This window comes from Synechococcus sp. CS-1326, from assembly GCF_025128115.1.
In the GTDB taxonomy this organism is placed as follows: Bacteria; Cyanobacteriota; Cyanobacteriia; order PCC-6307; family Cyanobiaceae; genus Regnicoccus.
Genome location: NZ_JAHLYV010000022.1, coordinates 39018 through 64834, shown reverse-complemented (window position 1 = coordinate 64834; position 25817 = coordinate 39018). Strand labels below are relative to the sequence as shown.

Below are 25817 nucleotides of genomic sequence, written 5' to 3'. Positions count from 1 at the left end.
CCTGGGTGCCTTCAATTACCGCTTCAACCGGCGCTTCAACTTGGCAACGATGACTGAGCGAGTGGTTCATGCCATCTGCAGCTGCGGCGCTCGGCCGGAACGCTTCTTGAGGAGTGCGGAGCCAGCTACCTAATCAAGAAATCCCTTGTCTCTGACGTTGTCGACCAGCGCATGAATTTCTTTTCTGGCATCTTTTCCATCCCAATTTGCAACTGCAATGGACATGATTAAGTCTGAAAAATTCAGTGGCTCACCTCCACTATTTATTCTTATGAATATGTTCAGTGCTTTATCAATGCTTTGCTCGGTTTCGAGAAAGAAATTTACGATTGGCTTTGAGTGAATTACGTTCTTTAGCGTTGCCAAACTTCTATATGAAAATTCATTTGTTTTAAGACTATTGCTGTCAAGATACGTATTGAATTCAAAATCATCCGAAAGAGCGAGAATTTCAGAAACTAAAAACCACGCAGCCCTATTTGACTCAAATTCTTGTCTAGTCAGAAACTTAAACTCGAAAATCCTTCCATCTTCCTCGTTTTCCAGTGGCTTTTCGATGTTCAAATACAAGTGTCTGGTTGGATAGACTCTCTCTGTGTTTTCCTCATGGAGCCTTGGTGTTCGGTATGCATAACTTCCGCGCAGCCCGATATAGAGCGATGTCAATCGTTGCTGGCCGTCGAGTACTGCAGTAAAATCGTTGTGCCTGCCTGTTGAAAATTCTTCATTATGAGTTTTGTACCGTTGCTTAAAACTTTTAAGGAATTGATAAAACCTATAGTTTGCTTTGGTATCACCTTCTACCCGCCAAAACAAGAACGAACTGATTGGGTAGTTTCTCATTATCGAATCAAACAACCATTCTATTTTTTCGTGACCCCACTCAAATTCACGTTGAATGGCGGGCAGCAGGTATTGGTTGTTTTCAATATTTCTTATTGCTGCAGAAATAGTGATTGGAGTTTGAAATGACATTAGGGATCTCCTGATTGTTTTATTCAATGACGCTTGGCAAATCGTAGCACTGCGTTCTTGGGCGGCATAACGCTCGCCATCACCTGGCCGCAAAGTGAAGGTGGGGTACTCAGGGCTCATACGGCGGCGGCTCAGGTGAATGGCGATGTTAGAAGTCAGTCCTTGAACTTTTCAAAGTACGCAGGATCTACATCATAAACAGTTCTCTTGAATACACCCAGCTCAACCCTCTGGAACATCTCAACCAATTTGTCGCCGTCGACAAGTTCGACTTGAGGTGCGCCCTCCCTGCTCGCTTCCTGGATAGCCGCATTGCTAAACCCGGATGTGGTAAGGATGATTCCCTTTTCAGCGCGACCAAGCATGGTATTTCTGAAATCACCCACTTGAGCGCGAGATACAAGGTTGCCTTTTGCGTATCGCTTGCATTGAAACAGGACTCTAAAGCTCACGAATGGGTTGATCTCGAGTGTTCCATAGCCATCGATGCCTCCATCAGCAGAGCCACCTGTGACTTCAACGTTCTCAAAACCTGACTCTCTAAGAAGCTCTCTGCAGACCTTCTCAAACCCTGAAGGACTGATGGACCTCAGGGTACTCAAAAGATCAAGCTTCTGATCATCTTCTGGATCATCTGAGATGGCTCCGGCCGGGAGCACTTCTTCTTCAGATTCCTGCACACCTCTCTTCTGCTTTCGATTCTCTGCGTGAATGGAAACCCACTTGAGGAAGATGTCTCGTGCTTCCTTGTCACCAAGATGAGCATTGCGCCCCTTCTCTGTGAGTGTCCAAGTTCCATGCTTGGATGAATCCAGGAGCCCTTCCCAAACTAAATACTGCCTTGCCCAAGCAACCTGATTATGAAACTTACTTCCACCTGACTTGAGTGTCTGATCAAGCAACTCATCAGGCAGGTTGAGATTTTTCGAGATCCGTGCAGAGACCTCCCTTGGCCGTCCTGAATCGCCAAGATCCCGAAGGGCATCAAGCAAGGGGCCGAACCACCGAATGAATTCAGCTTGGGCTTTCTTTGCCATTAAGAACAGGAATCATCAACAGTGTAGTTGCCGGTAGCTCAGCCTGCCCCCCTGTACTTCTAACGCTAATTAGGCGGGTCCGAGAACCCTCCATCAAGCCCACCATCAAACCGCATAAGGTCGTAGCCCCCTGTTTCCGGCAACTCTAGATCGATTGGCCGCCAATGGATCACAGCCTTTTACGCGGCTTGGTTGGAGTTTTAGGCGGGTCCGCGAACCCACTGGTTGATGTGATACAGGTCATTGAAGCTGTTGGCCATGCCGGTGGGGAAGCCTGGTCGCTTCTGGATCTCAATCAGCCATTCCAGGGTTGATGGTGCACAACTGAATGTGCGCATCGAGGGGCCATTTCACTCCCTCAACCGCTCCCGCACCCACCCAGCCATTGCCCGATTGATTTCGCCGAGATCAGCCACCGGTTGATTTGTGAATGGCAGGGTCGGCAGGTAGCCATCGGGGCCGAATTCGGGGGTCACCGTGAGGGCTCCGCGGCCCCCGGTGCGGTGGCGTTCGGCGAACAGCTGCCAGCAGGATCCGTGGGCCTCCAGGGCGTCGCGGTGCTCGGGCGCAAATGGGTGGCTCACCTGGGGCCCCTGGGCCCAGCCCACCCGGGCGTGGATGTGATCAACGCGGCCGGCCATCAGCTGGATCGGCACCAGTTCCGGGGTCATCAGCCGCTCGGCCAGCACGCACCAGTGGCTCAGGTCTGCGGTGAGCCGCAGGGCCGGGAATGCCTCCAGGGTGCGGCTGATGGTCCAGGGATTCGCCAGGCAGCGGGAGCGGTGGGTTTCGAAGCTCACGGGCAGGCCGCTGCGCTCCACCAGACCGACGCTGCGGCCCCAGAAGCGCTGCTGCTCCACCCAGCCCCAGCTGTCGCTGCCGGTGATCACCGTCACCTTCAGCGGCTGCAGCTCCACCGCCTCGGCCAGCAGGCCATCGAGTTCCTCCAGGTGCTGATCGGCCGTGCGGCCCAGATCGGGCACGTAGTCGCCGCCGGTCACCAGCTCCAGGATCAGCCTGCGCTCCGCCTTCTCCAGGGCCGATCGCACCGCCTGGGCCTTGAGGCCCTTCACGGCGCTGTGGTGCAGGTTCAGCTCCAGGCCATCGAAGCCGTCGCTGCGCGAGCGCTCGATCGCTTCGGCCAGCGACCCACCAAACCCCCAGAGGCTCTGAAACAGCAGCGTCCCCGGCTGTGCGGCAGCGATGGCCTCCCCATCGCCCCACTCGGTAACAGTCATCACAACCCTGCCCAGCGGCAAGGGGGAGCATGGCGCAGCGGAAGAAGTTTCTAGGGTTCCGGTTTCGGATTGGTTGTTTTTACAGCCATTCCTGAGCGCCTGGTCCGAGAGAAACACACCGGTTTTACCGGTGGCACGGAGGGATAAAAGCCCGGGAGACCGCCCAGCCCCCATCCGTGATCCTCCATGCCCGAGATTTCAGGCCCCGCAGGGGCCTTTGAGCGTCCCCACACCACCGAAGGCGCTGAAGCGCTCGAAAAGGAAGCCCGCCTGCCGCTCACCGGCTGGCAGCAGGAGGTGGAGCAGGGCCTCCGCTATGGCCTTGAGGCCGCCGAGAGCATCGTTGACCGGCGCATCTCCACCTTCTCGCGCGGTGAGCTGCCCCATTACGCCGGCATCAACACCTTCATGAAGGCGCCCTACATCGAAGACGTGAACCGCGTCGGTGAATTCGATGTGGCGATCGTGGGCATCCCCCACGATTGCGGCACCACCTACCGCCCTGGCACCCGCTTCGGGCCCCAGGGCATCCGCCGCATCTCGGCGCTTTACACCCCTTACAACTACGAGATGGGGGTGGATCTGCGCGAATCGATCACGCTCTGCGATGTGGGTGACATCTTCACGATTCCCGCCAACAACGAGAAGAGCTTCGATCAAATCTCCAAGGGCGTGGCCCATGTGTTCGCCAGCGGCGCCTTCCCGATCCTGCTCGGCGGTGATCACTCGATCGGCTTTCCCACCGTGCGCGGCGTGTGCCGCCACCTCGGCGACAAGAAGGTGGGCATCATCCACTTCGATCGCCACGTCGACACCCAGGAGATCGACCTCGACGAGCGCATGCACACCTGCCCCTGGTTCCATGCCACCAACATGGCCAACGCCCCGGCTGAGAACCTTGTGCAGCTCGGCATCGGCGGCTGGCAGGTGCCGCGCGAAGGGGTGAAGGTCTGCCGCGAGCGCGGCACCAACGTGCTCACCGTCACCGACATCTGCGACATGGGTCTGGAGGCCGCCGCCCGGTTCGCGATTGAGCGCGCCACCGACGGCACCGACTGCGTCTACATCTCCTTCGACATCGACTGCATCGATGCCGGCTTCGTGCCCGGCACCGGCTGGCCGGAACCGGGCGGCCTGCTGCCGCGGGAGGCGCTCAAGCTGCTGGAGCTGATCGTGCGCAACGTGCCGGTCTGCGGCCTTGAGGTTGTGGAGGTTTCCCCCCCCTACGACATCAGCGACATGACCTCCTTGATGGCCACGCGTGTGATCTGCGATGTGATGGCCCATCTGGTGGTGAGTGGCCAGCTGCCGCGCAAAGGCAGGCCGGCCTGGCTGCATGACACCTGCAACATGGGCGTCGATCAGAAGTGGAGGTGAGCCATGCATGAAGTCGACATGACCCGCTGCCTGCTGCTCTCGCTCAATCAGTGGAAGGGGCAGCACCGGCCGAAGCGGCCCGCGGTGAGCCTGGTGCACCTTCAGGTGGGTGCCTTCACCTGCGTCGAGCCCGAGGCGCTTCGCTTCACCTATGGCGCTGCCGTGCAGGGGGGCTGGCTGGCCGGCAGCGAGCTCTGCATCGAAACCATTCCACTGCGTGCCCGCTGCCTCCGCTGTGAGGCGATCTACAGCCCCGAGCCGGGCAACGCCTACCGCTCCCCCTGCTGTGATCACCCGATGGAGGAGATCGTCTCAGGCCGTGAGCTGCGCATCCGCTCGATCGACTACCAACTCCACGACGATGCCCTGATCCCAGCTCTTTCCTCCTCGCCCTGATCCGATGCACATGCCCCTCACCGATACCCTCGGTCTCAACCTGCTGGCCGCCAACCAGCACCAGGCCGATCACAACCGCCAGCATTTCGACGCCTGGCGCCTGCTCTGCCTCAACGTGATGAGCAGCCCCGGCGCCGGCAAGACCTCCCTGCTGGAGCGCACGATCACGGCCCTGGCGCCCCGGCTTTCGATGGCGGTGCTCGAAGGCGACATGACCACCACCCTCGATGCCCAGCGGCTGGAGGCGGTGGGGGTGCCCGTGGTGCCGATCACCACCGGCCGCGCCTGTCACCTCGATGCTTCGATGGTGAGCGGTGGCCTCAAGCTGCTGAAGCAGCGCCTCGATCCGGCCGCCCTCGATCTGCTCTGGGTGGAGAACGTCGGCAATCTGGTCTGTCCGGCTGAATTCGAGGTGGGAGAGCACCTCAAGGTGGCCCTGCTCAGCGTCACCGAAGGCGAGGACAAGCCACTCAAGTACCCGGTGATGTTCCGCGAGGCCGACTGCGTGCTGATCACCAAGATCGACCTGCTCCCCTACCTGCCGGTTCAGGTGGAGCGGTTCGTGGACCACGTGAACCAGGTGAACCCCCGGGCGCGGGTGTTCCTGCTCTCGGCCAGCAGCGGCGAAGGCCTGGGCGCCTGGCACCAGTGGCTGCTGGAGCAGGTGGCCGTCCAGGTTCAGCCCCTGCCCGCCCTGGTGATCCGATGAGCCTTTCCACTTCCATCGCCATTGATCCGTCGGCAGCCACCGGCGACGGGCCCGATCTCAAGGCCGCGCTGGCCGCCCAGGGCGTCCGCTATGCCCTGGCCTCCTTCGTCGATCTGCACGGCGTCAGCAAGGCCAAGGCCGTGCCCCTGGATCACCTGGGCCAGATGCTGCGCGGCTCCGAGCTGTTCACCGGTGCCGCCCTCGATGGCGTACCCCAGGAGGTGAGCGACGACGAGGTCGCCGCCGTGCCCGATCCCGCCAGCGTCACGGTGCTGCCCTGGAAGAAGGATGTGGCCTGGCTGGCCAGCAACCTTCACCTCAACGGTGCCCCGTTCGAGGCCTGCAGCCGCACCATCCTCAACCGCGTCCGCGCCCAGGCCGCCGCCATGGGCTACCGCTTCAACCTCGGCATCGAAACCGAGTTCTTCGTGCTGCGCCGCGGCCCCGAAGGCCAGCTCTCCCCCTGCAGCGATCGGGATGTGCTCGACAAGCCCGCCTACGACGTGGTGGGTCTGCTCGACAACCTCGGCTGGCTCGACGAGTTGGTGAGCGCCATGAACGAGCTGGGCTGGGGTGTTTATTCCTTCGATCACGAGGACGGCCCCGGCCAGTTCGAGATCGACTTCGCCTACGCCGATGTGCTCACCATGGCCGATCGGCTCACCTTCTTCCGGCTGATGGCCAAGGAGATCGTCCGCCCCCATGGGCTGGTGGCCTCGTTCATGCCCAAGCCGTTCAGCGATCGCACGGGCAGCGGCGCCCACTACAACATGTCGCTGGCCGACCTGGGCACAGGCGAGAACCTGTTTGTCTGCCCCTCCGGCGCCCCGGCCAGTGTGAGTGATCTGGCCAGACAGTTCATCGCTGGGGTGCTGCGCCATGCCCCGGCGATCTGCGCCGTGATCGCCCCCACGGTGAACAGCTACAAGCGGCTGGTGGCCCAGGGCTCGATGAGCGGCTTCACCTGGGCGCCGGTGTTCATCTGCTACGGCAACAACAACCGCACCAACATGCTGCGCATCCCCTCTCCCGGTGGGCGGGTGGAGTGCCGTGCCGCCGACAGCGCCGCCAATCCCTACCTGGGGGGAGCGATGATTCTGGCGGCGGGCCTCGAGGGCATCCGCGAAGGGCTCGATCCAGGCCCCGCCAACCTCGTGAACGCCTACACCCTCAGCCCTGAGCAGCTCGCCGAGCGCGGCATCAACCTGCTGCCCCGCACCCTAGGCGAGGCGATCGAGGCCTTCGCCGCTGATCCGCTCTCGAGAAGCGTATTCGGTGATGCCATGTTCGATTCCTTCGTCGCCTACAAACGCGAGGAATGGGAGTCGTACCACGGCGCTGTTTCCGAATGGGAACGCAAGCGCTATCTCGAATTCTTCTAACCCCCTGATCACCATGAAGCGCTTCCCATCCATCCGTCGCTCCCCCCGCACCCGCCTGGTCGCCTCCGCACTGGCGGCCGCGCTCTCCGCCGGCCTGGTGGCGGGTTGCCAGAAGCCCGTCAGCCAGGACACGCCCGTGAAGGTGGGCTACAGCGCCTGGCCCGGTTGGTTCCCCTGGAAGGTCACCGAGGACAAGAAGCTCTTTGAGGCCGAGGGTGTGCCTGTGGCGCTGCAGTGGTTCGATGGCTACCTGGATTCGATCAATGCCCTCAACGCCGGCCAGCTTGACTGCAACAGCCAGACGCTCAACGACACGATCAGTTCGGTCGCCGGTGGCGCCGACCTGCAGGTGGTGCTCCAGAACGACTTCTCCACCGGCAATGACCAGATCATCGCCGCCAAGGAGATCACCTCCGTCGCCGGCCTCAAGGGCAAGTCGGTGGCTGCTGAGGAAGGCACCGTTGACCACTTCCTGCTGCTCAAGGTGCTCAAGGATGCGGGCCTTTCCGCCAAGGACATCACCTTCGTTCCCCTGGAAACCGGCGCCGCCGCCGCCGCCTTCGCTGCCGGCAAGGTCGATGCGGCCGGCGTCTATGCCCCCTTCACCACCCAGGCCCTGAAGCGCCCCGGCAGCAAGGCGCTCACCACCTCCGCAGACCACCCCGGTGCGATCAGCGACCTGCTGGTCTGTCGCACCGATTTCATCGCCAAGAACCCCGAGAAGATCCAGAAGATCGTCGATGCCTGGTTCGCCACCCTCCAGACCATCAAGGACGATCCCGCCGGCACCCTGCCCATTCTGGTGGAGCGCTCCGGCGTGAGCGAGGCCGAATTCATGGCCTACAACGCCGGCACCACGATTCAGACCCTGGAGGAGAACCGCACCAACTTCAAGCCGGGAACCACCATGCTCTCCCTTCCCTACGCCGCTGAGCAGATCAGCGCTTTCCTGGTGGAAACGGGCCTCGCCAAGACCACGCCCGAGCTCGGCACGCTGTTCAACTCCAGCTTCGTGGATGCGGCCAAGTGAGCCTCATGTCCACCACAGCTGGCAAGCCCCGAACAGCTGGGCGGGTGGCGGGCGGCTCAGCACTGCTGCGCTGGCTGGCTCACCCCTGGTCACTCGGGCTGATCGGCATCCTGGCCGTGCTGTTGTTCTGGCAGCTGATCGCCGCCAGCGGTCTGGTGGACAAGCTCTTCCTGCCCAGCCCCGAGGCGGTCTGGAGGGCAGGCAGCGACCAGTACAGCCGCGGCATCCTGATCAGGGATCTGCTCGCCAGCGTTGGCCGGGTCGGGGCGGGCTTCGCCCTCTCGGCGCTGGTGTCGCTGCCGATCGGCATCGCCATGGGCTGCAGCCGGGTGATCTGCCAGTTGCTGGAGCCGTTGATGGGCCTGATCCGCTACATGCCTGCGCCCGCCTTCATCCCCCTGCTGATCATCTACTTCGGCCTCGGGGAGGAGCCCAAGATCCTGTTGATCTTCATCGGCACCGTGTTCTTCAACACCTTGATGATCATGGATTCGGTGAAATTCGTGCCCTCCGAGCTGCGTGAAACCGCCCTCACGCTCGGGGGCCGTGGCTTCCAGATCGTCACCAGGGTGGTGATGCCCTTCATCGCCCCCCAGGTGATCGATGCCTATCGCATCAACATGGCCTCGGCCTGGAATCTGGTGATCGTGGCCGAGCTGGTGGCAGCCAACGAGGGCCTGGGCAAACGCATCTCCCTGGCCCAGCGCTTCCTTCGCACCGATGAGATCTTCGTCGGCCTGATCGTGATCGGTCTGATCGGCCTGGCGATCGATCTGGGCTTCCGGCTGCTGATGCGCCGGGCCTGCTCCTGGGCCAACTGAACCCGGCATCCTCCATGCATCTCTCGGTAACCGGCGTCAGCAAGACCTTCGGCCATGGCTCCAAGGCCAAGCTGGTGCTCGAAGACATCAACCTGGATCTCGATTCAGGCGAATTCGTGGCCCTGGTGGGCAGCTCGGGTTCGGGCAAGTCGACGGTGATGCGGCTGGTGGCCGGCCTGGAACGTCCCAGCACGGGCTCGATCACCGTCGATGGCAAGCCCGTCAGGGGACCGGGTTCCGATCGCGGCATGGTGTTCCAGAAGTACAGCCTCTATCCGTGGCTGAGCGCCGCTGAGAACGTGGCCTTCGGCATGACGCTCCAGGGGCGCGCCAAGCGGGAGGTGAGCGAACGCACCGCCTACTTCCTGGAGGTGGTGGGGCTTTCCGATGCCGGTCGGCGTCTGCCCCGGGAGCTCTCCGGCGGCATGCAGCAGCGGGTGGCGATCGCCCGGGCCCTGGCTGCCGATCCCAAGGTGCTGCTGCTCGATGAGCCGTTCGGCGCCCTGGATCTGCAGATCCGGGAATCGATGCAGGAGTTTCTCTACCAGCTCTGGGAACGCACCGGCCTGACGGCCTTGCTGATCACCCACGACGTGGAGGAGGCCCTGCTGCTGGCCCAGCGCGTCCACATCATGGCGCCGCGTCCCGGACGGATCATCCGCACCGTTTCCGCCCAGCTCGATCGCACCAGCCTCGCCCACCTGCGGGTTTCACGGCCCTTCCTCGAACTGCGGGAGGAGCTGGCCGGCTGCCTGCGCAGCCTCGATGCCGGCGTCATGGCCTGAATCCCAACTCCCAGCTCCCAGCCTCTCCGTCGATTCGCCATGACCACCTCCCTCGCCACCCCGCCACCGGCGGCTCCCTTTCTGGCTGCCGAGCTGTATGGCTCCCCCCTGGTCGCTCAGTGGGAGAGCCATGTCTACGCGCGGCAGTTCTGGCATCCGCTGGCGCTGCTGTCGGAGCTGCCCGAGGGGGCGGCGCTCAGTCGCGCCCTGCTGGGGGTGGAGCTGCTGCTCACCCATCCGCCCGGCGTTGGACCGCAGGCCTTCCTGAACCAGTGCCCGCACCGGGGCGTGGCCCTGCTGGCGCCGGGAAGCGCGCTTAACCCTTGCCGCAAGCTGATCTGTCCCTACCACGGCTGGACCTACGCCCCGGATGGTCGCCTGCTGGCGGCTGCCCGGGAGGGGGATTTCTGCGCACCGTTCGAGCGCCAGCACTGGGACCTCAGCCCGATCGAGATCGCCGTGGCTGGCCCCTTCCTCTGGGTGCGCCTGCAGCTGCCTGCCGCTGAGGCCGGCGCCGGTGCGGCGGCTCCAGCTCTGGCGGAGCAGCTGGATCTGCTGCGGGAGCAGGGGGGCTGGAGGGTTGATGCGCCTGAATCACCGCCTGCTTCGGATGCCGCCCCGCTGCTCTGGGGTCGCCGCCGGCTCAGCCTGGCCTGCAACTGGAAGATCGCCCACGACAACACCCTCGACGACTACCACGTCGCCATTGCCCACCCCACCACGCTGCATCGCACCCAGGGTCCGGTGAGCGCCTATCGGCATCGCTTCGGGCGCTGGTGCAACCTGCTCGCCACCCCGATGCCGCTGGCTTCTGCCGGTGATGCCGGGCCCACCGGCACGTTCCTGACCTTCTCAGTGCCCCCCTGGAACCATGTACTGCTCTGGCCCGATGGCACCACGGCCCTGATCGGCTTCCATCCTGAGGCGCTTGATCGCTGCCGGTTGGAGCTGACCCTGGCCGGCCCGGCGCAGCGAGCAGCCGGGGCCGAAGCCCAGCTGGAGGAGATGACGGCTTTTCTTGAAGAGGATCGCGCCTTGGTGGAATCAGCCCAGCTGGCCTACGGCAGCGGCGGGTTCAGCCCCGGCCCGGCCCATCAGCTGGAACGCCGGATCCTCCACCATCAGGCGCTCTACCGGGAGGCCCTGGCACGATCAGGCCCGGTTCAGGCCGCTGCCGCCGCGGACTGCTCCAGCAGTTCCGGCCTGATGTCGAGATAGGCGGCTTCCCGGAACAGAGCCAGCTTTGCTTCGGCGTCATCGGCGGCCACGGCAGCGGCGTAGCGCATCCGCAGCGATTCGATCAGCGAAGCCTGGCGGGCAGCGGAATTGGTGTGAACGGTGGCCATGGCGAGAGGAGCGATAAGGAAGGTCTTCGGTATCAACCATAACAATTTTTTGCGGGTTTCGCCTCGCTCGATCACCCATCCGGCCGGTGTGGATGACCCCCCTCCCTTCGCCTGGAGTCGCGCACCTGGTGAGTGGTCTGCAGCAGGATCTTGCTCAGGTGGAAGCGGTCCAGCGCAATGAATCCTGGAAAACCCATCCCACCTTTCTGGAGCCTGCCGCTGGGCGTGCTGCTGGCCGACCTGGAGGCGGGGCCTGAAGGTCTCTCTGCCCGGGAGGCGGCCGATCGCCTCAGCCTCCGCGGACCGAACCGGCTGGCTCCGGCGGCTCGTGGTGGCGGCGCGGTGCTGCTGCTGCGTCAGTTCGTCAGCCCGATCATCCTGATCCTCACAGCGGCGGCGCTGCTCTCTTTCCTGCTGGATTCCCCCACCGATGGCCTGATCATCCTCGGGATCGTGCTGATCAGTGGCCTGCTCGGGTTCTGGCAGGAGCGGGGGGCCGCCCAGGCGGTGCGGCAACTGCTTCAGACCGTGGAGAGCACCACCTGTGTGCGCCGCGACGGGGCTCTGCAGCGCATCCCGGCGGCTGACCTGGTGCCCGGGGACCTGCTGGTGCTCTCGGCTGGGGCGGGAATCCCCGCTGACTGCCGCCTGATCGAGGAACGCGATCTCAGCCTCGATGAGGCCAGCCTGACCGGCGAAAGCTTCCCGGTCAGCAAGCATCCGGGCGTGGTGGCGGCGGCGGCATCCCTGGCGGAGCGAGGCAACGTGCTGTTCTTCGGCACCCACGTGGTGAGTGGCACGGGCACGGCGGTGGTGGTGCTCACCGGGGCCGACACCGCCTACGGGTCGATCGCCGCCCGTCTGCGTTTGCGCAGTCCGGAAACGGAGTTCGAGCGGGGAGTGCGCCAGTTCGGCACCCTGCTGCTTGAGCTGACGCTGACGATGGTGTTCGCCATCTTCGCCCTCAATGTCTACCTGCAGCGCCCCATCGTCGATTCCTTTCTGTTCTCCCTGGCTCTGGGGGTGGGGCTGACGCCCCAGCTGCTGCCGGCGATCATCAGCGTGAATCTGGCCCAGGGTGCCCAGCGGATGGCGGCCAGGCGAGTGATCGTCAAGCGGCTTGCGGCGATCGAGAACTTCGGCAGCATGTCGATTCTCTGTTCCGACAAAACCGGTACCCTCACCGAAGGCAGCGCCCGGCTGCGGCGCCACTGCGGCATCGACGGCCTTCCCAGCGAGCGGGCGCTGCTTTATGCCGTGATCAACGCCAGCTTTGAAACCGGCTTTCCCAATCCGATCGACGCTGGACTGCGCACCGAGGGGGGCTTCGATCTTTCCGGCTGGCGCAAGCTCGATGAGATCCCCTTCGATTTCGCGCGCAAGCGCCAGAGCATCCTGGCTCGATCGGTGGATCCCGCCGAACGGGATGGAGCGCCGGTGCTGATCACCAAGGGGGCCCTGCAGAAGGTGCTCGAGGTGTGTGACCGCGCCGAGTGCTCCGATGGCCGCCTCGTGCCGTTGGAGACGGTGGCAGCGGAGATCCAGCGCATCCATGCTGACTGGAGCGGCGAGGGTGACCGGTTGCTGGGGGTGGCGATCCGTCGCTGGGAGCCTTTGGGGTCAGCGGTGCCGCTGGCCGTGGGCCGCGACGCCGAAACGGCCATGATCTTCCTGGGCATGGTGGCGCTAAGCGATCCGCTCAAGCCGGGCATCCGCCAGACCGTTGCCGATCTCGACCGGATTGGGGTTCGCCTCAAGATGATCACCGGCGACAACGCCCTTGTGGCCGTACGGATCGCCAGGGACGTGGGCCTGCGCAACCCCGAGGTGCTCACCGGCAAACAGCTCGTGGCACTCAGCGACGCGGCACTTCCAGTGCGGGCCCAGCAGGTGGATGTGTTCGCGGAGATCGAGCCCAGCCAGAAGGAGCGCCTGATCCGCGCCCTCCGCCAGGCCGGTCATGTGGTGGGCTACATCGGTGATGGCATCAACGACGCTCCCGCCCTGCATGCCGCTGATGTGAGTCTGTCAGTGCAGGGGGCAGTCGACGTGGCCAGGGAGGCCGCCGACATCGTGCTGCTGGAGGCCGATCTGGCCGTGCTGGAAGCAGGCATCCGTGAGGGGCGGCGCACCTTCGCCAACACGCTGAAATACGTGTTCATGGCCACCAGCGCCAATTTCGGCAATATGTTCAGCATGGCCGGGGCTTCTCTTCTGTTGCCTTTCCTGCCGTTGCTGCCAAAGCAGATCCTGCTCACCAATCTGCTCACGGATCTGCCCGAGATGACGATCGCCACCGACCGCGTCGATTCCGACTGGATCGATCGACCGCGCCGCTGGAGCATTCCCTTCATCAAGCGGTTCATGCTCACCTTCGGGCTGGTGAGTTCGGTGTACGACTACCTCACCTTTGCGGTGCTGCTCTGGGTGCTCCACGCCGATGCGGCGCAGTTCCGTACCGGCTGGTTCATGGAATCGGTGATTTCGGCTGCCTCGATCGTGCTGGTGATCCGCACCAGAGGCCCCCTGTTTCGCAGCCGGCCGTCCCGCTGGCTGGTGGCCGCCACCCTAGTGGTGATCGGCCTCACCCTGATCCTCCCCTGGACGCCGCTCGGCCATCTGTTCGGCTTTGTGCCCTTGCCGGCCGAATTTCTGCTCCTGCTGGCGTTGATTCTCGCCGCTTATATCTGGAGTGCCGAGCTGGCCAAGGGGTGGTTCTATCGGCAGGGGGGACACTTCAGCCCGGCTCAAGGGCTTCGGTGATCACCTCGAAGCCGGTGAGCTGGTGCTCGCCGAACGAGCGGAGGAAGGGCACATCGGCGGCATCGCGGCCGCGGGCGATCAGGACCCGGCCGATCCGGGGCGTGTTGAAGCGGGCATCGAAGGTGTACCACCGGCCATCCAGGTAGGCCTCGAACCAGGCCGAGAAATCAATCGGCTCCGGATCGAAGCTGATGCCGGTATGGCCCAGATAGCCGGTGCAATAGCGGGCGGGAATGTTGAGACAGCGGCAGAAGGTGATTGCCAGGTGGGCGAAATCGCGGCAGACGCCGCGCCCTTCCATAAAGGCATCGAAGGCGCTTTTGGTGGAGCTGGCATGGTCGCCGCTGAAGCGGATGTGGTTGTGCACGTGGTCGCAGATCGCCTGTACCAGCGGCCAGCCGGGCGGGCAGTTCCCGAACAGGTTCCAGGCGATCTCGCCAAGACGGTCGGTTTCGCAGTAGCGGCTGGCATTGAGATCAGCCAGAACCTCGGGCGGCAGCTCCTGCACCGGCAGCCGCCGCGCCGTGGGCACGACCGGATCGGGGCTGCCGCTATCGCTGACGACGGTCCGAAGGCTGAACCGGCTCTCTCCGGGCGGTGCCACCAGCCGGCAGAAGCGGTTGCCGAAGCCATCGGTGCCTTGCTCGAGCGGCACGGCCGGCTGCACGTCGATCGGATCGGGCGCGATCAGATCCGCCTGACGGGAGCGGTGCGGCTGGAGCAACAGCACCAGCGGGGTGGGTTGAAAGAAGGTTGCCGTGAGCCTGCAACCGACCTGGATGTTCATGGCCGCACGGGAGTGGCTGGGGCCGGATGGTGGGGAGTCGAGTCTGGCCAGCGGTGGCCTTGCTGGTGTCGGATGTGAGCAAGGCCAGGCAGGCGACCCGGTGCCGCCCAGTTCACTCCCCAGCTCGCCATCCAGGGCAGCCTCCAGGGTCCGCCGCCACAGCTCGGGCAAGGGCCAGTGGGCCGATCCCCGTCGGATGCGGTCGGCGTAGTCCGGACTGGGTCTGAGTCCGTCGGCGCTCCACTCCGGTGTGGGCACATAGGTTGAAACCGGGAAACACTCCCCCTGCAGCGTTGTCACCGTCAGCGTCTGGGTTCGGTAGTGGCCCGCCGCCACCCCTTCATGGCGATCAAGGGCGTGCTGATCGGCCGGGCCGAGATGGTGCACCACCCCCCAGCAGTGGGCGCCCGGGTCAGACTGGATGCCGGCAGCTCCTTCGCCTGGCTGGCCGGAGCCGCGGCCAGGCGAGCGGACCTTGCTGATTCCCCAGCGCCAGCCCTCCAGGCGGGCCACCTGGCCGCTGCCGTCCCAGCCCTTGCAGCGGGCCGCCAGCTGGTCAGGACAGAGGTTGGAGCCGTAGCTGAACACCGGCTTCGTGCCCCAGTCGCCGAGTGGAACCGGGGCGGCCCCGATCACCTGCTCAGCGCGGCCCAGATACACCCAGGCGGGCATGCCGTCGCTGAGAACCAGCCGCAGCCGTCTGTAGTCGTTCGGTACATCTTCCAGCCGATCCAGCCCGGCCAGGCCGGCGGCATCCACGCGGAAGAGTTCACCGTGGATCAGCGGCAAACGGCCCGGTTTCCCCTTCTGCTCCTCACCGGCAGCGGGCACGGCCATCGGATAAGGGCCCAGATCATGCATCCGAACTCCCGGCAATCGACGCCTCCCCAGAAAGCGGGCACCCCGCAGCCAGCCATGGTTGGGCTCGCCCCGCTTGAGCGTCCCGTAGACGAAGACCAGTTCCCCCCGGTCGCCTGCCGACCCGTCTCCGTTCAACGCGTCGTCGGCTCCAGCGCGGGATTGAGGGGCAGGCCCCTGATCATCAGTGCCAGACGCCTCGCGGCCAGCAGCCCGGGATAGAGCAGGCGACTGCGGCTTCGGTCGTTGAACACGCTGATCAACAGCCGCAGCAATCCGTCGGTGGGACGCAGCTGCCGGCACAGCTGGTTAACCGCATCGGCGCCATGCCAGCAGCGTTCCCCCTCGATCAGGATCGCCCCGTCAGCCAGATCAAAGCCCCGCTCCGCCAGTTGCTGGCGCAGCACACTGTCGGCGCGACCGTCAATGATCTCAAGGTCGGTCAGTCCGCCACGCAAGGCACTGGTGGCCGCGAAGTGGCGACAGAACGGACAACCGCCGTCATAGACGAGTTGCACAAGCTGAGCAGATGAGGTTCGATCATTCTGGCGTCTTTGCTGGGAGGCTCGGGGGCTGAGCCACCGGGCCAGCAAGATGGGTTTCAGGCCATGCTCAGACGGTGTCGATTCAGCCGCGATCTGCCTACCGTCTGCGGCCGTTGAGCTGGGGGAATCGGCCGTGAACTGGACTGAGAACCGCCAGTGGATCTCGCTGCACACCGTGATAGCGCTGGATCGCTGCGGGGATGGCTTCGGCGCTGGCGATCTGCAGCCCGTTCAACGGGGAAATTGGCTGGGAGAGGGCTAGTCAGTTCGGAGGTCGTATTGCTATGTTAGATGTGTAGTGACAATTCGATTCCATGCTCACCGGTTCTGACCTGCTGGCCAAAGTCAAGGAGTTGGGTGATGTCGGCAAATCCGAGCTGGTCAAGGCAGCCGGCTATGTGAGCACCAAAAAAGACGGCAGCGAGCGGCTCAACTTCACGGCCTTTTATGAGGCACTCCTCGAAGCCAAGGGAGTCAGCCTTGGCCTTGGCAGTGGCAATGGGGTCGGTCAGGGTGGCCGCAAGCTCAGCTATGTCACCAAGGTGCAGTTCAATGGAAACCTGCTGATCGGCAAGGCCTACACCGCTCTGCTCGGTCTGCAGCCTGGCGATGAGTTCGAAATCAAGCTCGGCAAGAAGCAGATCCGTCTGGTTCCCGTCGGTGGCTCCGACGACACCGAGGATTGAGTCGGCCAGGCTGGATCTGTCAGTGGAATCCAGCCTCCATCAGCGCTTCAGCTCTGCCTGCTCTCCATTGGCAGGGCTGGCTTGATTCATTCGGCTGATTGGTTTCAGCTTCGCCCAGCTCAGCCCCCGGATCCCCAATGGGCTTCTGGGTTGCAGCTGGGCATCACCATTGGCAGGCACCTCGCCAGCAAAGCTGGCGGGTTGTCGAGCATCCAGAGCTTTCGTTCACCAGGAATCAGGTGCAGCAGGCCGAGCGTCCGCCTGTCTGGAGCCAGGTCAGCATCTCCACAAGCTGGTGACCGATCCATGACTGGCTGTCAATTCGCCGAAATACTCCGTTACGTTGGCAAGCGTTGGGGTTCGTGCTTCGGACCTTCTCACCTGTCCCTTTTTCCTGAGGAGCATCAACATGACGCTTCAGCAAGGCGCCTTCGTACAACTGACCAGCAAAGGCGACACCACCTATCAGATTCTCAGCATCGATGATGACGGCGACCGCTGCTGGGTCCGCCGCTGGCCCCTCTCCAAGCAGGGTTCCCCCCCCTTCGCCGTGCCGATGAACCAGTTGAGCCAGGTGGTTCTCGAGCCGGCCTAGGGCGGGAATCCAGCCTGCATCTGCCTTGTCCTCTGTCAGATGGCCCCCGTTTCGGCCACTTGGCCAGGCACAGAAGGCCTCGAATCAGCAATTGTCAAGAATTGTTGCTATCTTTGAAGAAGCCGCTTATTTGCCATGGATTCCCTCTCTCTTTCGCGGCAGTTCGCCGTTGAGGCCCATGCCAGGGCGATCGATAGCTGCACCGAGATCGAGGATCTGCGGCGCATCTCCAAGTCTTTGCTGGAGCTCTGGCAGCTTCAGGCCAGCTTCAGTGCCCAGTACGGAGCTGAGCTGCTTTCACTTCAACAGAGTTGATGCCTGGCTGGATCCGGCCTTGCCAGAATCTCCACTGACAGGCCCCAGGCTTTCCCCCTTTCCGTGATCCAAGCCCCCATCGATCCGCTCAGCTGGCAGGAGCTCGAAGCCGTGTCCCCACCTGAGCCCGATCGGATTGATGGGCCAACCAATGCCCAGGCCACCCTGCGCCTGTTCGGCCAGAGCGAATCGGAGCTACGGGTCACCCTGTTCCGCGATCACCATGCCTGGTGCCCCTACTGCCAGAAGGTGTGGTTGTGGCTGGAGGAGAAGCGGATTCCCTATCGGATCCGCAAGGTCACGATGTTCTGCTACGGCGAGAAGGAGGCCTGGTTCAAGCGCCTGGTGCCCAGTGGGATGCTGCCGGCCCTCGAACTCGATGGTCGGCTGATCACCGAGAGCGATCTGATCCTGCAGGCCCTCGAAGCAGCCTTCGGGCCGCTCGGTGCGGCCATGAACGCCCCCGAGGTGTTGCCTCTGCGTCAACTGGAGCGCAGCTTGTTCCGGGCCTGGTGCCAGTGGCTCTGTGTGCCCTCGAGCTCAGAGCGGCAAGAGGCCTCCGCCGAGCGGTCGTTCGACCAGGTGGCGTCGAAAGTTGATTCGGCCCTGAACATCCATCCTGGTCCGTTCTTCCTGGCGGAATTCAGCACGGCTGATCTGGTCTTCACCCCTTACATCGAGCGGATGAATGCCAGCCTCTATTACTACAAAGGCTATGGCCTCAAGGAGCGCCATCCCGCTATCGCCGCCTGGTTCACGGCCATGGAGGGCCGCTCCACCTACCTCGGCACCCAGGGCGATTTTCTCACCCATGCCCACGATCTCCCGCCCCAGATGGGGGGCTGCTACGCCAGCGGCTCCGCCCGTCAGCAGGCCGCATGCCGGCGGGTTGATCAGGGTCCCTGGCCCCTGGCTGAACCGCTGGATCCGGAAACCTCCCACACCCCCCGGGGCGATGAGGCGGCCGAGGCGCTGCGCCGGGTGCTCCGGCATCGTCACGCCATCCTGGCGGTGAATCCCGTGCCACCGGAGCGCTTCGATCGGGCCCTGCGCTGCGGACTGACCCAGTTGATCCTGGGGCGCCCCTGCCCGGCGCCCGTCGGCGCCGCCGTTGGCCTGCTCTACCTGAAAGACCGCATCAGCGTTCCCCGCGACATGTCGCTGCTGGCGGCCCGGGCTCTGCGCCGGGCGCTCAGCGCGGTCGCCCAGGCTTCCCTCAGCTGCGATCAGCCCAGCGCCGATCAGGCGCCTGGCGGGCCACCCCCCTTGCCAACCCACCATCGCCGCGATCAGGATCCACGCCCCTTTGCCGGCTCGATCGGGGCGACGCGCCCACCTGCTGGCACCTTCCGATGAGCCGGCCCCCCATCCATGGCAGGCGCCCCGGCGCTGGGCACCTGATCTCCGCCCTGCTGGTGGCTGGGCCCTGCTTGCTGGCTGGAGCCGGAGCCCTTCTGCTGCCGCCTCAGCCGCTGATGGCGCTGGAACTGCGCGGCAGCACCTTTTTTCAGACGCCGCCCTGGAAGCTCACCTTCCGCAACTACTACACCACCGTGATGGACAACGGTGCGGAGTACTACTTCACGATTGCCATGCCCGAGCAGGCCGGGGCCGGGCTGGGGCGACTGGAGATCCAGCAGACCACCGGGGTTGACTGGACCTTCCCCTTCGATGTGGCTCAGACCCGTGCCTTTCTGGGCGAACCCCGTCGGGAGGGGGCCAGCCTGCCGATTGAAACCAGCTTTGATCAGCAGCGGCGGCTGTTCTCCATCCGGTTCCTGACCCCGCCGGGCCCAGGTCAGACCATGACGGTGGCGCTCAAACCGTTCAACAACCCAGCCCAGGCAGGGATCACGCTGTTCGCCGTACGGGCGTATCCGCACGGGCCCAATCCGGTCGTGGCACCGGTCGGTTTCGCCCGGCTCTCGATCTACAGCAACACCCTGTTCTGAGCCTAGCCCCGCTCGTCCTCGCAGCAGAAGTCGGCGAAATCGAAACCGGGTGCCACACAGCAGTTCACCAGGGTCCAGGCACCCAGGCTGGTGGCGGCCTGCCACCAGTCCGGCGGGATCACCTGCACGGGGTACTGGTCCGGGAAGGCCGGATCCAGGGGACCCAGCCGCATCGCCTCTGCTGCGGCGCCGGGAGGACGCCGCCAGAGCCGCAGGGGAGCGCCGCCGGCGTGGTGCCAGCTTTCCTCCGCGCCGCTGAGCCGGTGCCAGCGACTGGTCACGCCGGCCGGGAGCAGGAAGTCGATCACCGTGAAGGCCGATCGCTCCAGGCCATCGGCGCGTCGCACGATCAGCGCCGAGCGATGCCGTTCCCGGTAGAAGCCACCCTCCGGATGGGGCGCGAGCTGGAGCCGCTCGATCAGGTCCTGGGTCATCTGGCGGGGGCAGGATCGGCGGACGAATCACTGTGCTCCCCCACCAGCGGCAGCTCGCCCAGCCCGAGGATCGCCTCGGGGTGGTGGTAATGCTTGAACTCCAGCCAGTTCGCCGAGGGATCGACCAGGAAGAAGCTGCGGTGCTCCAGCGGTGAATCCGGGTAGCGCAGCCGGGGCGCCACGCCGAACTGGAGCTCCTGCCGCCGGGCCCGCTGCTCGATCGCCGTGTAGGCCGCAGGCTCGGCGAACACCAGGCCGAAATGGCGCGGATAGATGCCGCGTTGGGCCGGCTGCGCTCCGGCGGCGAGATGGGCCACCAGCTGATGGCCACCGAGGCCGAGCACCAGGGCTTCGGGGCTGCGTCGTCCTCGCCTGCAGCCGAGCCCATCGACGTACCAGCGTTCGGTGGCGTCCAGATCGTTGACGGGAAAGGAGAGGTGAAACAGGGCGGCGGACGCCATGGTCGCTGTTCGGTGGTGACTGTTCGGTGCTGGCTGTTCGGTGCTGGCAGTTCGGTGCTGGCAGTGGGGCGGTGCCAGTTAGGGCGGTGCTAGTAGGGGCGGTGCCAGTTGGGGCGGTGCCAGTGGGGGTGGCCTGGATACAGAAAAGCCCCCGTGCAGCTGACGGGGGCTTTTCCGGAGCGGAGCGGCGGGGGTCGATGCCGCCTGCCTCTGCTCTGGGCCGACGGGGTGAAGGGTGCGTCGGTCACTCAGTGATAGCGCTGACCAGCAAGCGGGACAGCGACTGCCGGACAAACGCAACATTCGTTTCGTTTCAGTGCCAGGCCGCCTCAAGCCGCTCAGAGGCGGCGGCGGAAGCCTTCGCTGAAGGTTGGGGTGGCCGCTTCACGCTCTTCGCTGCGGGCACGGCGCAACTGCCAGACATTGCGGCCGATCCGCTCGGCCACCAGCCCGGCTCGCCTCACCTTGGCGCTGCCGGGGCGGGCGCCGATCAGCAGGGTGACTTCCTGGGTGCTCAGCGGTGCGCCGGTTTCGATCGCCATGGCAACCGATTCCAGCCGCGTTTTGATCGATTGCATCAGCAACGGACCATCCTGGGACGTCGATTCGGAGTCAAAGAGCGGCAGGCCGTAGCCGGGATCGCCCATGCCCCGCATCAATCCCAGACCGACCACGGCAAGGGCCTGCTCCGGTTTGACACCCTGATCAATGGCGCCGGCGATCCAGTCGGCAAAGGATTGTTCTCCGATCGTGGCGGGAACCGCCTGGGCGGAGCTGGAGGGGCTGCTTCGTTTCGACACCACGGCTGCGACGGCTGGGTTCCTGATTCGCAAGGTATCGGCTCCGCCGGGGTTCGCAAGGGCTGCCGTGGCTTCGCCGGGGGCCGGTCTGAGCTGAACGGTAGGATCCGCTCAATTCCTCGAAATCCCAGTCCCTGGGGAACCGTCCTGCCCTACGCAGGCCAAGACGCACCCCGGTCCCGCAGGTCTGGCACGATGCCCCGTTCGCCACGGTTTGATCCTCGATTTCCGAATGATCCCCGTCCGCAGAACCCCAATCCACGTTCCAGGCTCACCCCTCTGACCGGCAGCCACAGCCCTTCGATCCAGCTGGGCGCCGAGATCGAGCTGCGGGCCTACGTGTTCCTCGATTCGCTGCAGCCCCAGCTGGCCGCCTACATGGGCACGGTGTCCCAGGGCTTTCTGCCGATTCCAAGCGATGCCTGCCTCTGGCTGGAGGTGGCCCCGGGCATGGCCGTGCACCGCCTCACCGACATCGCCCTGAAGGCCAGCACCGTGCGCCTCGGCCAGAAGGTGGTGGAGCGCGCCTTCGGGTCGCTGGCCCTCTACCACCGCGACCAGAGCAGCGTGCTGCTCTCCGGCCAGGCCGTGGTCGAGGCGATGGGCACCACGGTGGAGCAGCGTGGCCAGTGCGAGGTCACCTGGTCGGAGATCATCCGGGCGATCACACCCGACCATGCGGTGCTGATCAACCGCCAGAACCGGCGCGGTTCGATGATCCAGGCCGGCATGAGCATGTTCATTCTCGAAACCGAACCGGCCGGCTACGTGCTGATCGCCGCCAACGAGGCCGAGAAGTCGTCGAACATCACCGTGGTGGATGTGAAGGCCGTGGGCGCCTATGGGCGGCTCACCCTGGCGGGCCGCGAAGGAGACATTGACGAGGCGGCGGCGGCGGCGATGCGGGCCATCGAGATCATCAACCGTCGCTAGCGAGCGCCGATCCCCAGCAATGCGAGCAGCTTCGGTGCCATCGCCCTGGCGGCCCTGGCGCGGCTGCTGAACCTCAGCAACTGGTGGTCGCTCATCTCCGCGAGGGTGCAGCCAGCCCCGCGCACATGGAAGACCGAGTTGTAGCCGTGGCTTCCGGCCACCTCCACCGGTTGCAGCAGGATTTCTCCCTGGCTGGTCCCCTCGGCCTCCAGCACCGTGTGGCCGCCGGGATCCGCCAGGGCCAGGGCCGAATGGAACGCGGCGGTGCGGTAGGGGCTGTCACCGAGTTCCTTCAGCAGCCTGGCGATCCGCTCCCGGTCACTGGCGGCGTAGCGGGCCGAGAAAAGGCCAGGGGCGCCGCCCAGGGCATCCACGGCCAGCCCGGAGTCGTCGGCCAGGGTCCAGCGGCCGGTGAGCCGCGCCACGATTTCGGCCTTCAGCCGTGCATTTTCGGCGTAGCTGTGGCCCGTCTCCTCGATGTCCAGCCCATCGGGCTGGCCGAGCACCGTGAGCTCCACGGCGTCGAGCATCGTGGTGATCTCCTTCACCTTGTGCGGGTTGCCGCTGGCAATCACCAGTTCATTGCGCTGTGCCAAGGCCCTGTTCTCAGCTCCTGGCCGGCAGGGGGGTCCGCTCCCGCAGCGGCAGGGGGCCGTCCCGGTCGGAGCGGAAGGTGAGCTCCAGGCCGATGGCATGCTCCGGAAGCAGCGCAATCAGGTTGGTCAGGGCCTGGTGGGTCTGGGGGGCTCCCTTGGTCATCGCCTCGGCGCTCATCAGCACCACGTCGAGTTCCGGACCATCGGCCTGGGGTTGAACATCCGCAAACAGCTGGACCACCAGTCCCTGGGGCGGAATCCGCAGCAGCCCGCTGAGGTGAAGCTTGCCCTGATGATCGATTTCGGTATCGAGCCGGGCGAGGGTGGGCAGCAGCCTTGGGATCAGATCTTCCCCCGAAGCGACGCCACTGGGCTTCAGGACCACCATCAATCGCGCCATGCTTTCAGCCGGAGTTCGCCATCCTCGCCCAGGGACGGCAACCGACCCAGACGTGTCTGTGAGGATTCCGTTCTGATCCCGCCGCGCCGGGCAACGATGACGGAACCCGCGATCTCCAGGCGGCTGATGGCCCATGGCTTTGCCCAGCTGGGCCGGCGGGGTGGCAGCTGGCACACCGAGGGGGACGCCGGCTGGTTCGCAGCGCCGATCCCCCACCCCTTCGCCAACTGTGTGATCAGCGCCGGCACCGCCTGGACGGCTGCCAGCCTGGCGCGGCTCGATGCCTTCTTCCGGCGAGGTGGCAGGCCCTGCATCTGGCTCTGCTGGCCCGATCAACGCCCCGCAGAGCAGGGGAGGCAGTTGCTTGAGCTCGGCTATCAGCGGCTCAGCCCGGCGGCGTTGATGAACTCAGCCACGGCGCCCCTGCTGGCGGCCACCGCCAATCCGGGGCAACGGGTGGCGATGGCGGTGCCGGGGGCTGAACTGCTGCCGCTGGGGCCGGCCTTCGCCCAGGCCTATGGACGCTGTGCCGCGCTCAGCTTCGCTGCCCCCGCCGCCATGGGCCAGCTGGCGGCCGAGACCCTGCTGGGGGATGGTTCGGCGGAGTCGCCGCTCACCTACGGCGTTGTACTGGGCTCGGAGCTGCTGGCTGTGGCCACCTCCCTGGTGCTGGACGGAACCGGCTCCATCCTCTGGGTGGGAACGCTGCCGGCCTGGCGGAGCATGGGGCTGGGTCGGGCGGTGACCGCGGCGGCGATTGCGGCCGGCGCCGCCCGCGGGGCCCGTCTCACCCTGCTGCAGGCTTCGGCGGGTGCGGAGTCGCTCTATGCCGCCATGGGCTTCGGCCGCGCTGGTGTGCTGGAGCTCTATCTGCGGCCGGCCGGCTGAATGGCTGCTCTCAGGACGGCTGGGTCGGACTGATCGGCACGGTGCTGCGGTTGCCGTTGCGAATCGCGTGATAGCCGGGAGAGAGGATTTCCACATTGGCGGCGGCGAACTGGTCCTGCAGGGCACCCAGCAGGGCGGAGAGGCTCTGGCGATAGCTGTCCGGGTCTTGGATGAAGGCCGTCAGTTCGTAGCTGATGTGGAAATCATTCAGCGATGTCTGCAGCACGAAGGGATTGATTTCGCTGCTGATCCCCTCGACACTGCCTGCTGCCGCCAGCATCAGGGCGTGCACCTGGCGCCAGGGCACGTCGTAGCCGATCGTGATCGTGGTGGCGAGGGCCACCGGCTGCTGGATCTCCCGTCGGGAGAAGCTGTAGTTCACCACCGAGGCGCCGATCACCGTTGCATTCGGAATGCTCACCAGTTCGTTGCGGGGGGTCTGCAACCGGGTCACCAGCAGGGCCCGGTCCTGCACCACACCCACCACGCCGTTGATCTCGACCCGGTCGCCTTCCTTGTAGGCGCGGGTGTAGATCAGCATCAGGCCGCTGATGATGTTGGTGGCCACGGCGCTGGAGCCAAGGGCGGCCAGCAGGCCCAGCAGCAGGCCTGCTCCCTGAAAGGCCTTGCTCCCGGAGCCCGGCAGATAGGGAAAGGCGACAGCCAGGCCGATCAGGGCGATGAAGACGGAGGCGAGCCTGGCGGTGGGGCTCGCCCACTCGGTGTAGAAGCCGGGAATGCGCAGGGTGCCGTGCTCCAGGGCCTTGAACCAGGCGTTGCTGGCCCGGATCACCAGCACGGTGATCGCCAGGATCAGCGCGATCGACAACAGCCCTGGAATGGCGGCGACCATCGCCTGGATCAACCGGCCGACCACCCCGAGCACCTGGCCCCTCAGGCCCGCGGCGACGGCCTGGGTGGGGGGGAAGAAGCCCAGCAGCAGGGGGATCAGCAGGTAGCTGACCAGCAGCAGCAGAGCCCATTGGCTTGCTTGCCAGACCAGCAGGAGGAGTGGTCTCACCTGGCTGGAATCCAGCACCTGATTACCGGCGATGCGGAGGCAGAGCCGTTGCTGGTTGTTGCTGTTGGTCAGCCAGCCCCTGATCGTTCGATTCAGCCCCAGCTGAAATCGCAACCAGAGGATGTAGATGCCGAGCACCAGCAGGGCCAGACCCGTGCCCCGCAGCCAGGAGACCAGGGAGTTGTCCTGCCGGTAGCGCAGGATGCCCTGCTGAAAGCTGTCGCGGTAATCGGCGGCCAGGGCCTGCCTGCTTAGGCCGAAGCAGGTGGCGATCCGATCATCGAAAGCCATCTTCTTGCTGAACTGCCCATCCCGCTCGATGCCGAGGATCGTGTAGGGAGGGTCTTCGCGCAGCACGAAGTCGGCCGGATTGAAGCTGTAATCGTTGGCAAGGCCCGTCAGCCGCTCCGTTGCCAGTTTCGCCACGGTCCTGGCGCTCTGGACGCCTGCCCCGCCGCGCACCTCGGCGATGCGTCGCCCATCAAGGGTGATCCAGGCCGGCTCTTCAGCGCAGCCCGAACCGGCGGGAGGGCTGGCTGGGTCCTTCGCCGGCGATGGCGCTCCCGCCGAAACGATCCAGATTCCCAGCAGCAGGGCCAGCAGCTGACGCTGCCATCTGGCCCTCTTGAAGAGGGTGCGCTCCGGACGGTCGGGAGCAGCCATTCCGGCAACCAATCGAATCGCTTG

The 25817-nt window shown here is 64.7% G+C and carries 28 protein-coding genes, 1 pseudogene and 1 riboswitch; of the genes and pseudogenes, 17 read left to right on the top strand and 12 right to left on the bottom strand.

The window, feature by feature from the left end:
- Window positions 1-133: pseudogene (locus tag KQ307_RS08650) on the top strand (IS1595 family transposase); the annotation flags it as partial.
- Here the strand turns inward: KQ307_RS08650 and KQ307_RS08645 are convergent.
- The 3 genes from KQ307_RS08645 to KQ307_RS08635 all read right to left on the bottom strand — a co-directional run bounded on the left by KQ307_RS08645 (window position 130) and on the right by KQ307_RS08635 (window position 3250).
- A complete protein-coding gene (locus KQ307_RS08645; protein WP_259727698.1) occupies window positions 130-1095 on the bottom strand; it encodes a DUF262 domain-containing protein in 966 nt (321 codons plus the stop codon). The pseudogene KQ307_RS08650 and the gene KQ307_RS08645 sit on opposite strands and share 4 nt — an antisense overlap.
- A gap of 35 nt (window positions 1096-1130) precedes the next feature.
- Window positions 1131-2012 (bottom strand): restriction endonuclease, encoded by an 882-nt coding sequence (locus KQ307_RS08640; protein WP_259727697.1) that lies wholly within the window; start codon window positions 2010-2012, stop codon window positions 1131-1133.
- Between the two features lie 350 nt (window positions 2013-2362).
- The gene (locus KQ307_RS08635) at window positions 2363-3250 is read right to left on the bottom strand and encodes a sugar phosphate isomerase/epimerase (protein ID WP_259727696.1); all 888 of its coding nucleotides are present in this window, start codon (window positions 3248-3250) and stop codon (window positions 2363-2365) included.
- Between the two features lie 39 nt (window positions 3251-3289).
- Window positions 3290-3410: riboswitch (guanidine-I (ykkC/yxkD leader) on the top strand.
- Window positions 3411-3436: 26 nt separating this feature from the next.
- Here KQ307_RS08635 and speB point away from each other — a divergent pair.
- The 8 genes from speB to KQ307_RS08595 are packed head-to-tail and all read left to right on the top strand — an operon-like array spanning window position 3437 to window position 10968.
- Window positions 3437-4627 carry an agmatinase gene (gene speB / locus KQ307_RS08630; RefSeq protein ID WP_259701108.1) on the top strand — a complete coding sequence of 397 codons (1191 nt, stop codon included), beginning with the start codon at window positions 3437-3439 and terminating at the stop codon, window positions 4625-4627.
- Between the two features lie 3 nt (window positions 4628-4630).
- Entirely contained in the window at window positions 4631-5023 is a 393-nt protein-coding gene (locus KQ307_RS08625) for a hydrogenase maturation nickel metallochaperone HypA (RefSeq protein ID WP_259727695.1), read from the top strand.
- A gap of 4 nt (window positions 5024-5027) precedes the next feature.
- Window positions 5028-5732, top strand: a complete 705-nt coding sequence (gene hypB, locus KQ307_RS08620) for a hydrogenase nickel incorporation protein HypB (protein ID WP_259701106.1) — start codon at window positions 5028-5030, stop codon at window positions 5730-5732.
- On the top strand, window positions 5729-7114 hold the full coding sequence (gene glnT / locus KQ307_RS08615; RefSeq protein ID WP_259727694.1) for a type III glutamate--ammonia ligase: 1386 nt from the start codon (window positions 5729-5731) through the stop codon (window positions 7112-7114). The genes hypB and glnT overlap by 4 nt, the downstream gene beginning before the upstream one ends.
- A gap of 13 nt (window positions 7115-7127) precedes the next feature.
- Window positions 7128-8144: an ABC transporter substrate-binding protein gene (locus tag KQ307_RS08610; protein WP_259701104.1), complete on the top strand. Its 1017-nt coding sequence runs from the start codon at window positions 7128-7130 to the stop codon at window positions 8142-8144.
- 5 nt (window positions 8145-8149) lie between these two features.
- Window positions 8150-8965 (top strand): ABC transporter permease, encoded by an 816-nt coding sequence (locus KQ307_RS08605; protein ID WP_259727693.1) that lies wholly within the window; start codon window positions 8150-8152, stop codon window positions 8963-8965.
- 14 nt (window positions 8966-8979) lie between these two features.
- The gene (locus KQ307_RS08600; protein ID WP_259701103.1) at window positions 8980-9750 is read left to right on the top strand and encodes an ABC transporter ATP-binding protein; all 771 of its coding nucleotides are present in this window, start codon (window positions 8980-8982) and stop codon (window positions 9748-9750) included.
- A gap of 39 nt (window positions 9751-9789) precedes the next feature.
- A complete protein-coding gene (locus KQ307_RS08595; protein WP_259727692.1) occupies window positions 9790-10968 on the top strand; it encodes an aromatic ring-hydroxylating dioxygenase subunit alpha in 1179 nt (392 codons plus the stop codon).
- Here the strand turns inward: KQ307_RS08595 and KQ307_RS08590 are convergent.
- The gene (locus tag KQ307_RS08590) at window positions 10914-11096 is read right to left on the bottom strand and encodes a hypothetical protein (protein WP_259727691.1); all 183 of its coding nucleotides are present in this window, start codon (window positions 11094-11096) and stop codon (window positions 10914-10916) included. The genes KQ307_RS08595 and KQ307_RS08590 overlap by 55 nt on opposite strands.
- Before the next feature lie 177 nt (window positions 11097-11273).
- On the opposite strand from KQ307_RS08590, the gene mgtA reads away from it, so the two are divergent.
- Complete coding sequence (gene mgtA, locus KQ307_RS08585) at window positions 11274-13859, top strand: magnesium-translocating P-type ATPase (RefSeq protein WP_259727690.1); 2586 nt, start codon at window positions 11274-11276, stop codon at window positions 13857-13859.
- Here the strand turns inward: mgtA and KQ307_RS08580 are convergent.
- Both KQ307_RS08580 and KQ307_RS08575 read right to left on the bottom strand, forming a co-directional pair.
- On the bottom strand, window positions 13834-15642 hold the full coding sequence (locus tag KQ307_RS08580) for a gamma-glutamylcyclotransferase (protein ID WP_259727689.1): 1809 nt from the start codon (window positions 15640-15642) through the stop codon (window positions 13834-13836). The genes mgtA and KQ307_RS08580 overlap by 26 nt on opposite strands.
- Window positions 15639-16022, bottom strand: coding sequence for a DUF393 domain-containing protein (locus KQ307_RS08575; protein ID WP_259701099.1), 384 nt, complete (start codon window positions 16020-16022; stop codon window positions 15639-15641). Before KQ307_RS08575 ends, KQ307_RS08580 begins: the two co-directional genes overlap by 4 nt.
- Before the next feature lie 341 nt (window positions 16023-16363).
- Between KQ307_RS08575 and KQ307_RS08570 the strand changes: the two genes are divergently transcribed.
- The 5 genes from KQ307_RS08570 (at window position 16364) to KQ307_RS08550 (ending at window position 19597) form a co-directional block, all read left to right on the top strand.
- On the top strand, window positions 16364-16735 hold the full coding sequence (locus KQ307_RS08570) for an AbrB family transcriptional regulator (protein ID WP_259727688.1): 372 nt from the start codon (window positions 16364-16366) through the stop codon (window positions 16733-16735).
- A gap of 409 nt (window positions 16736-17144) precedes the next feature.
- Window positions 17145-17330 (top strand): hypothetical protein, encoded by a 186-nt coding sequence (locus KQ307_RS08565; RefSeq protein ID WP_259701096.1) that lies wholly within the window; start codon window positions 17145-17147, stop codon window positions 17328-17330.
- A 135-nt stretch (window positions 17331-17465) separates the two neighbouring features.
- A complete protein-coding gene (locus KQ307_RS08560) occupies window positions 17466-17645 on the top strand; it encodes a hypothetical protein (RefSeq protein WP_259727687.1) in 180 nt (59 codons plus the stop codon).
- Window positions 17646-17708: 63 nt separating this feature from the next.
- Window positions 17709-19001: a glutathione S-transferase family protein gene (locus KQ307_RS08555; RefSeq protein ID WP_399242550.1), complete on the top strand. Its 1293-nt coding sequence runs from the start codon at window positions 17709-17711 to the stop codon at window positions 18999-19001.
- The gene (locus KQ307_RS08550; RefSeq protein ID WP_259727686.1) at window positions 18998-19597 is read left to right on the top strand and encodes a DUF2808 domain-containing protein; all 600 of its coding nucleotides are present in this window, start codon (window positions 18998-19000) and stop codon (window positions 19595-19597) included. Before KQ307_RS08555 ends, KQ307_RS08550 begins: the two co-directional genes overlap by 4 nt.
- 2 nt (window positions 19598-19599) lie before the next feature.
- On the opposite strand, the gene KQ307_RS08545 is transcribed toward KQ307_RS08550, so the two are convergent.
- From KQ307_RS08545 to KQ307_RS08535, 3 genes are all read right to left on the bottom strand, one after another.
- Window positions 19600-20031: a cupin domain-containing protein gene (locus KQ307_RS08545; RefSeq protein WP_259727685.1), complete on the bottom strand. Its 432-nt coding sequence runs from the start codon at window positions 20029-20031 to the stop codon at window positions 19600-19602.
- Window positions 20028-20492, bottom strand: coding sequence for a VOC family protein (locus tag KQ307_RS08540; protein WP_259727684.1), 465 nt, complete (start codon window positions 20490-20492; stop codon window positions 20028-20030). Before KQ307_RS08540 ends, KQ307_RS08545 begins: the two co-directional genes overlap by 4 nt.
- A gap of 338 nt (window positions 20493-20830) precedes the next feature.
- Entirely contained in the window at window positions 20831-21292 is a 462-nt protein-coding gene (locus KQ307_RS08535) for a hypothetical protein (RefSeq protein WP_259727683.1), read from the bottom strand.
- 195 nt (window positions 21293-21487) lie between these two features.
- Here KQ307_RS08535 and KQ307_RS08530 point away from each other — a divergent pair, with 195 nt between their 5' ends.
- The gene (locus KQ307_RS08530) at window positions 21488-22225 is read left to right on the top strand and encodes a BMC domain-containing protein (protein WP_259701090.1); all 738 of its coding nucleotides are present in this window, start codon (window positions 21488-21490) and stop codon (window positions 22223-22225) included.
- Here KQ307_RS08530 and KQ307_RS08525 read toward each other — a convergent pair.
- Window positions 22222-22821 (bottom strand): non-canonical purine NTP pyrophosphatase, encoded by a 600-nt coding sequence (locus KQ307_RS08525; RefSeq protein ID WP_259727682.1) that lies wholly within the window; start codon window positions 22819-22821, stop codon window positions 22222-22224. The genes KQ307_RS08530 and KQ307_RS08525 overlap by 4 nt on opposite strands.
- A gap of 10 nt (window positions 22822-22831) precedes the next feature.
- On the bottom strand, window positions 22832-23221 hold the full coding sequence (locus tag KQ307_RS08520) for a hypothetical protein (RefSeq protein ID WP_259727681.1): 390 nt from the start codon (window positions 23219-23221) through the stop codon (window positions 22832-22834).
- Between the two features lie 96 nt (window positions 23222-23317).
- Here KQ307_RS08520 and KQ307_RS08515 point away from each other — a divergent pair, with 96 nt between their 5' ends.
- Window positions 23318-24109, top strand: a complete 792-nt coding sequence (locus KQ307_RS08515) for a GNAT family N-acetyltransferase (protein ID WP_259727680.1) — start codon at window positions 23318-23320, stop codon at window positions 24107-24109.
- 10 nt (window positions 24110-24119) lie between these two features.
- Here the strand turns inward: KQ307_RS08515 and KQ307_RS08510 are convergent, their stop codons facing one another.
- Window positions 24120-25793 carry a mechanosensitive ion channel family protein gene (locus KQ307_RS08510; RefSeq protein WP_259701086.1) on the bottom strand — a complete coding sequence of 558 codons (1674 nt, stop codon included), beginning with the start codon at window positions 25791-25793 and terminating at the stop codon, window positions 24120-24122.
- Window positions 25794-25817 lie beyond the last annotated feature (24 nt).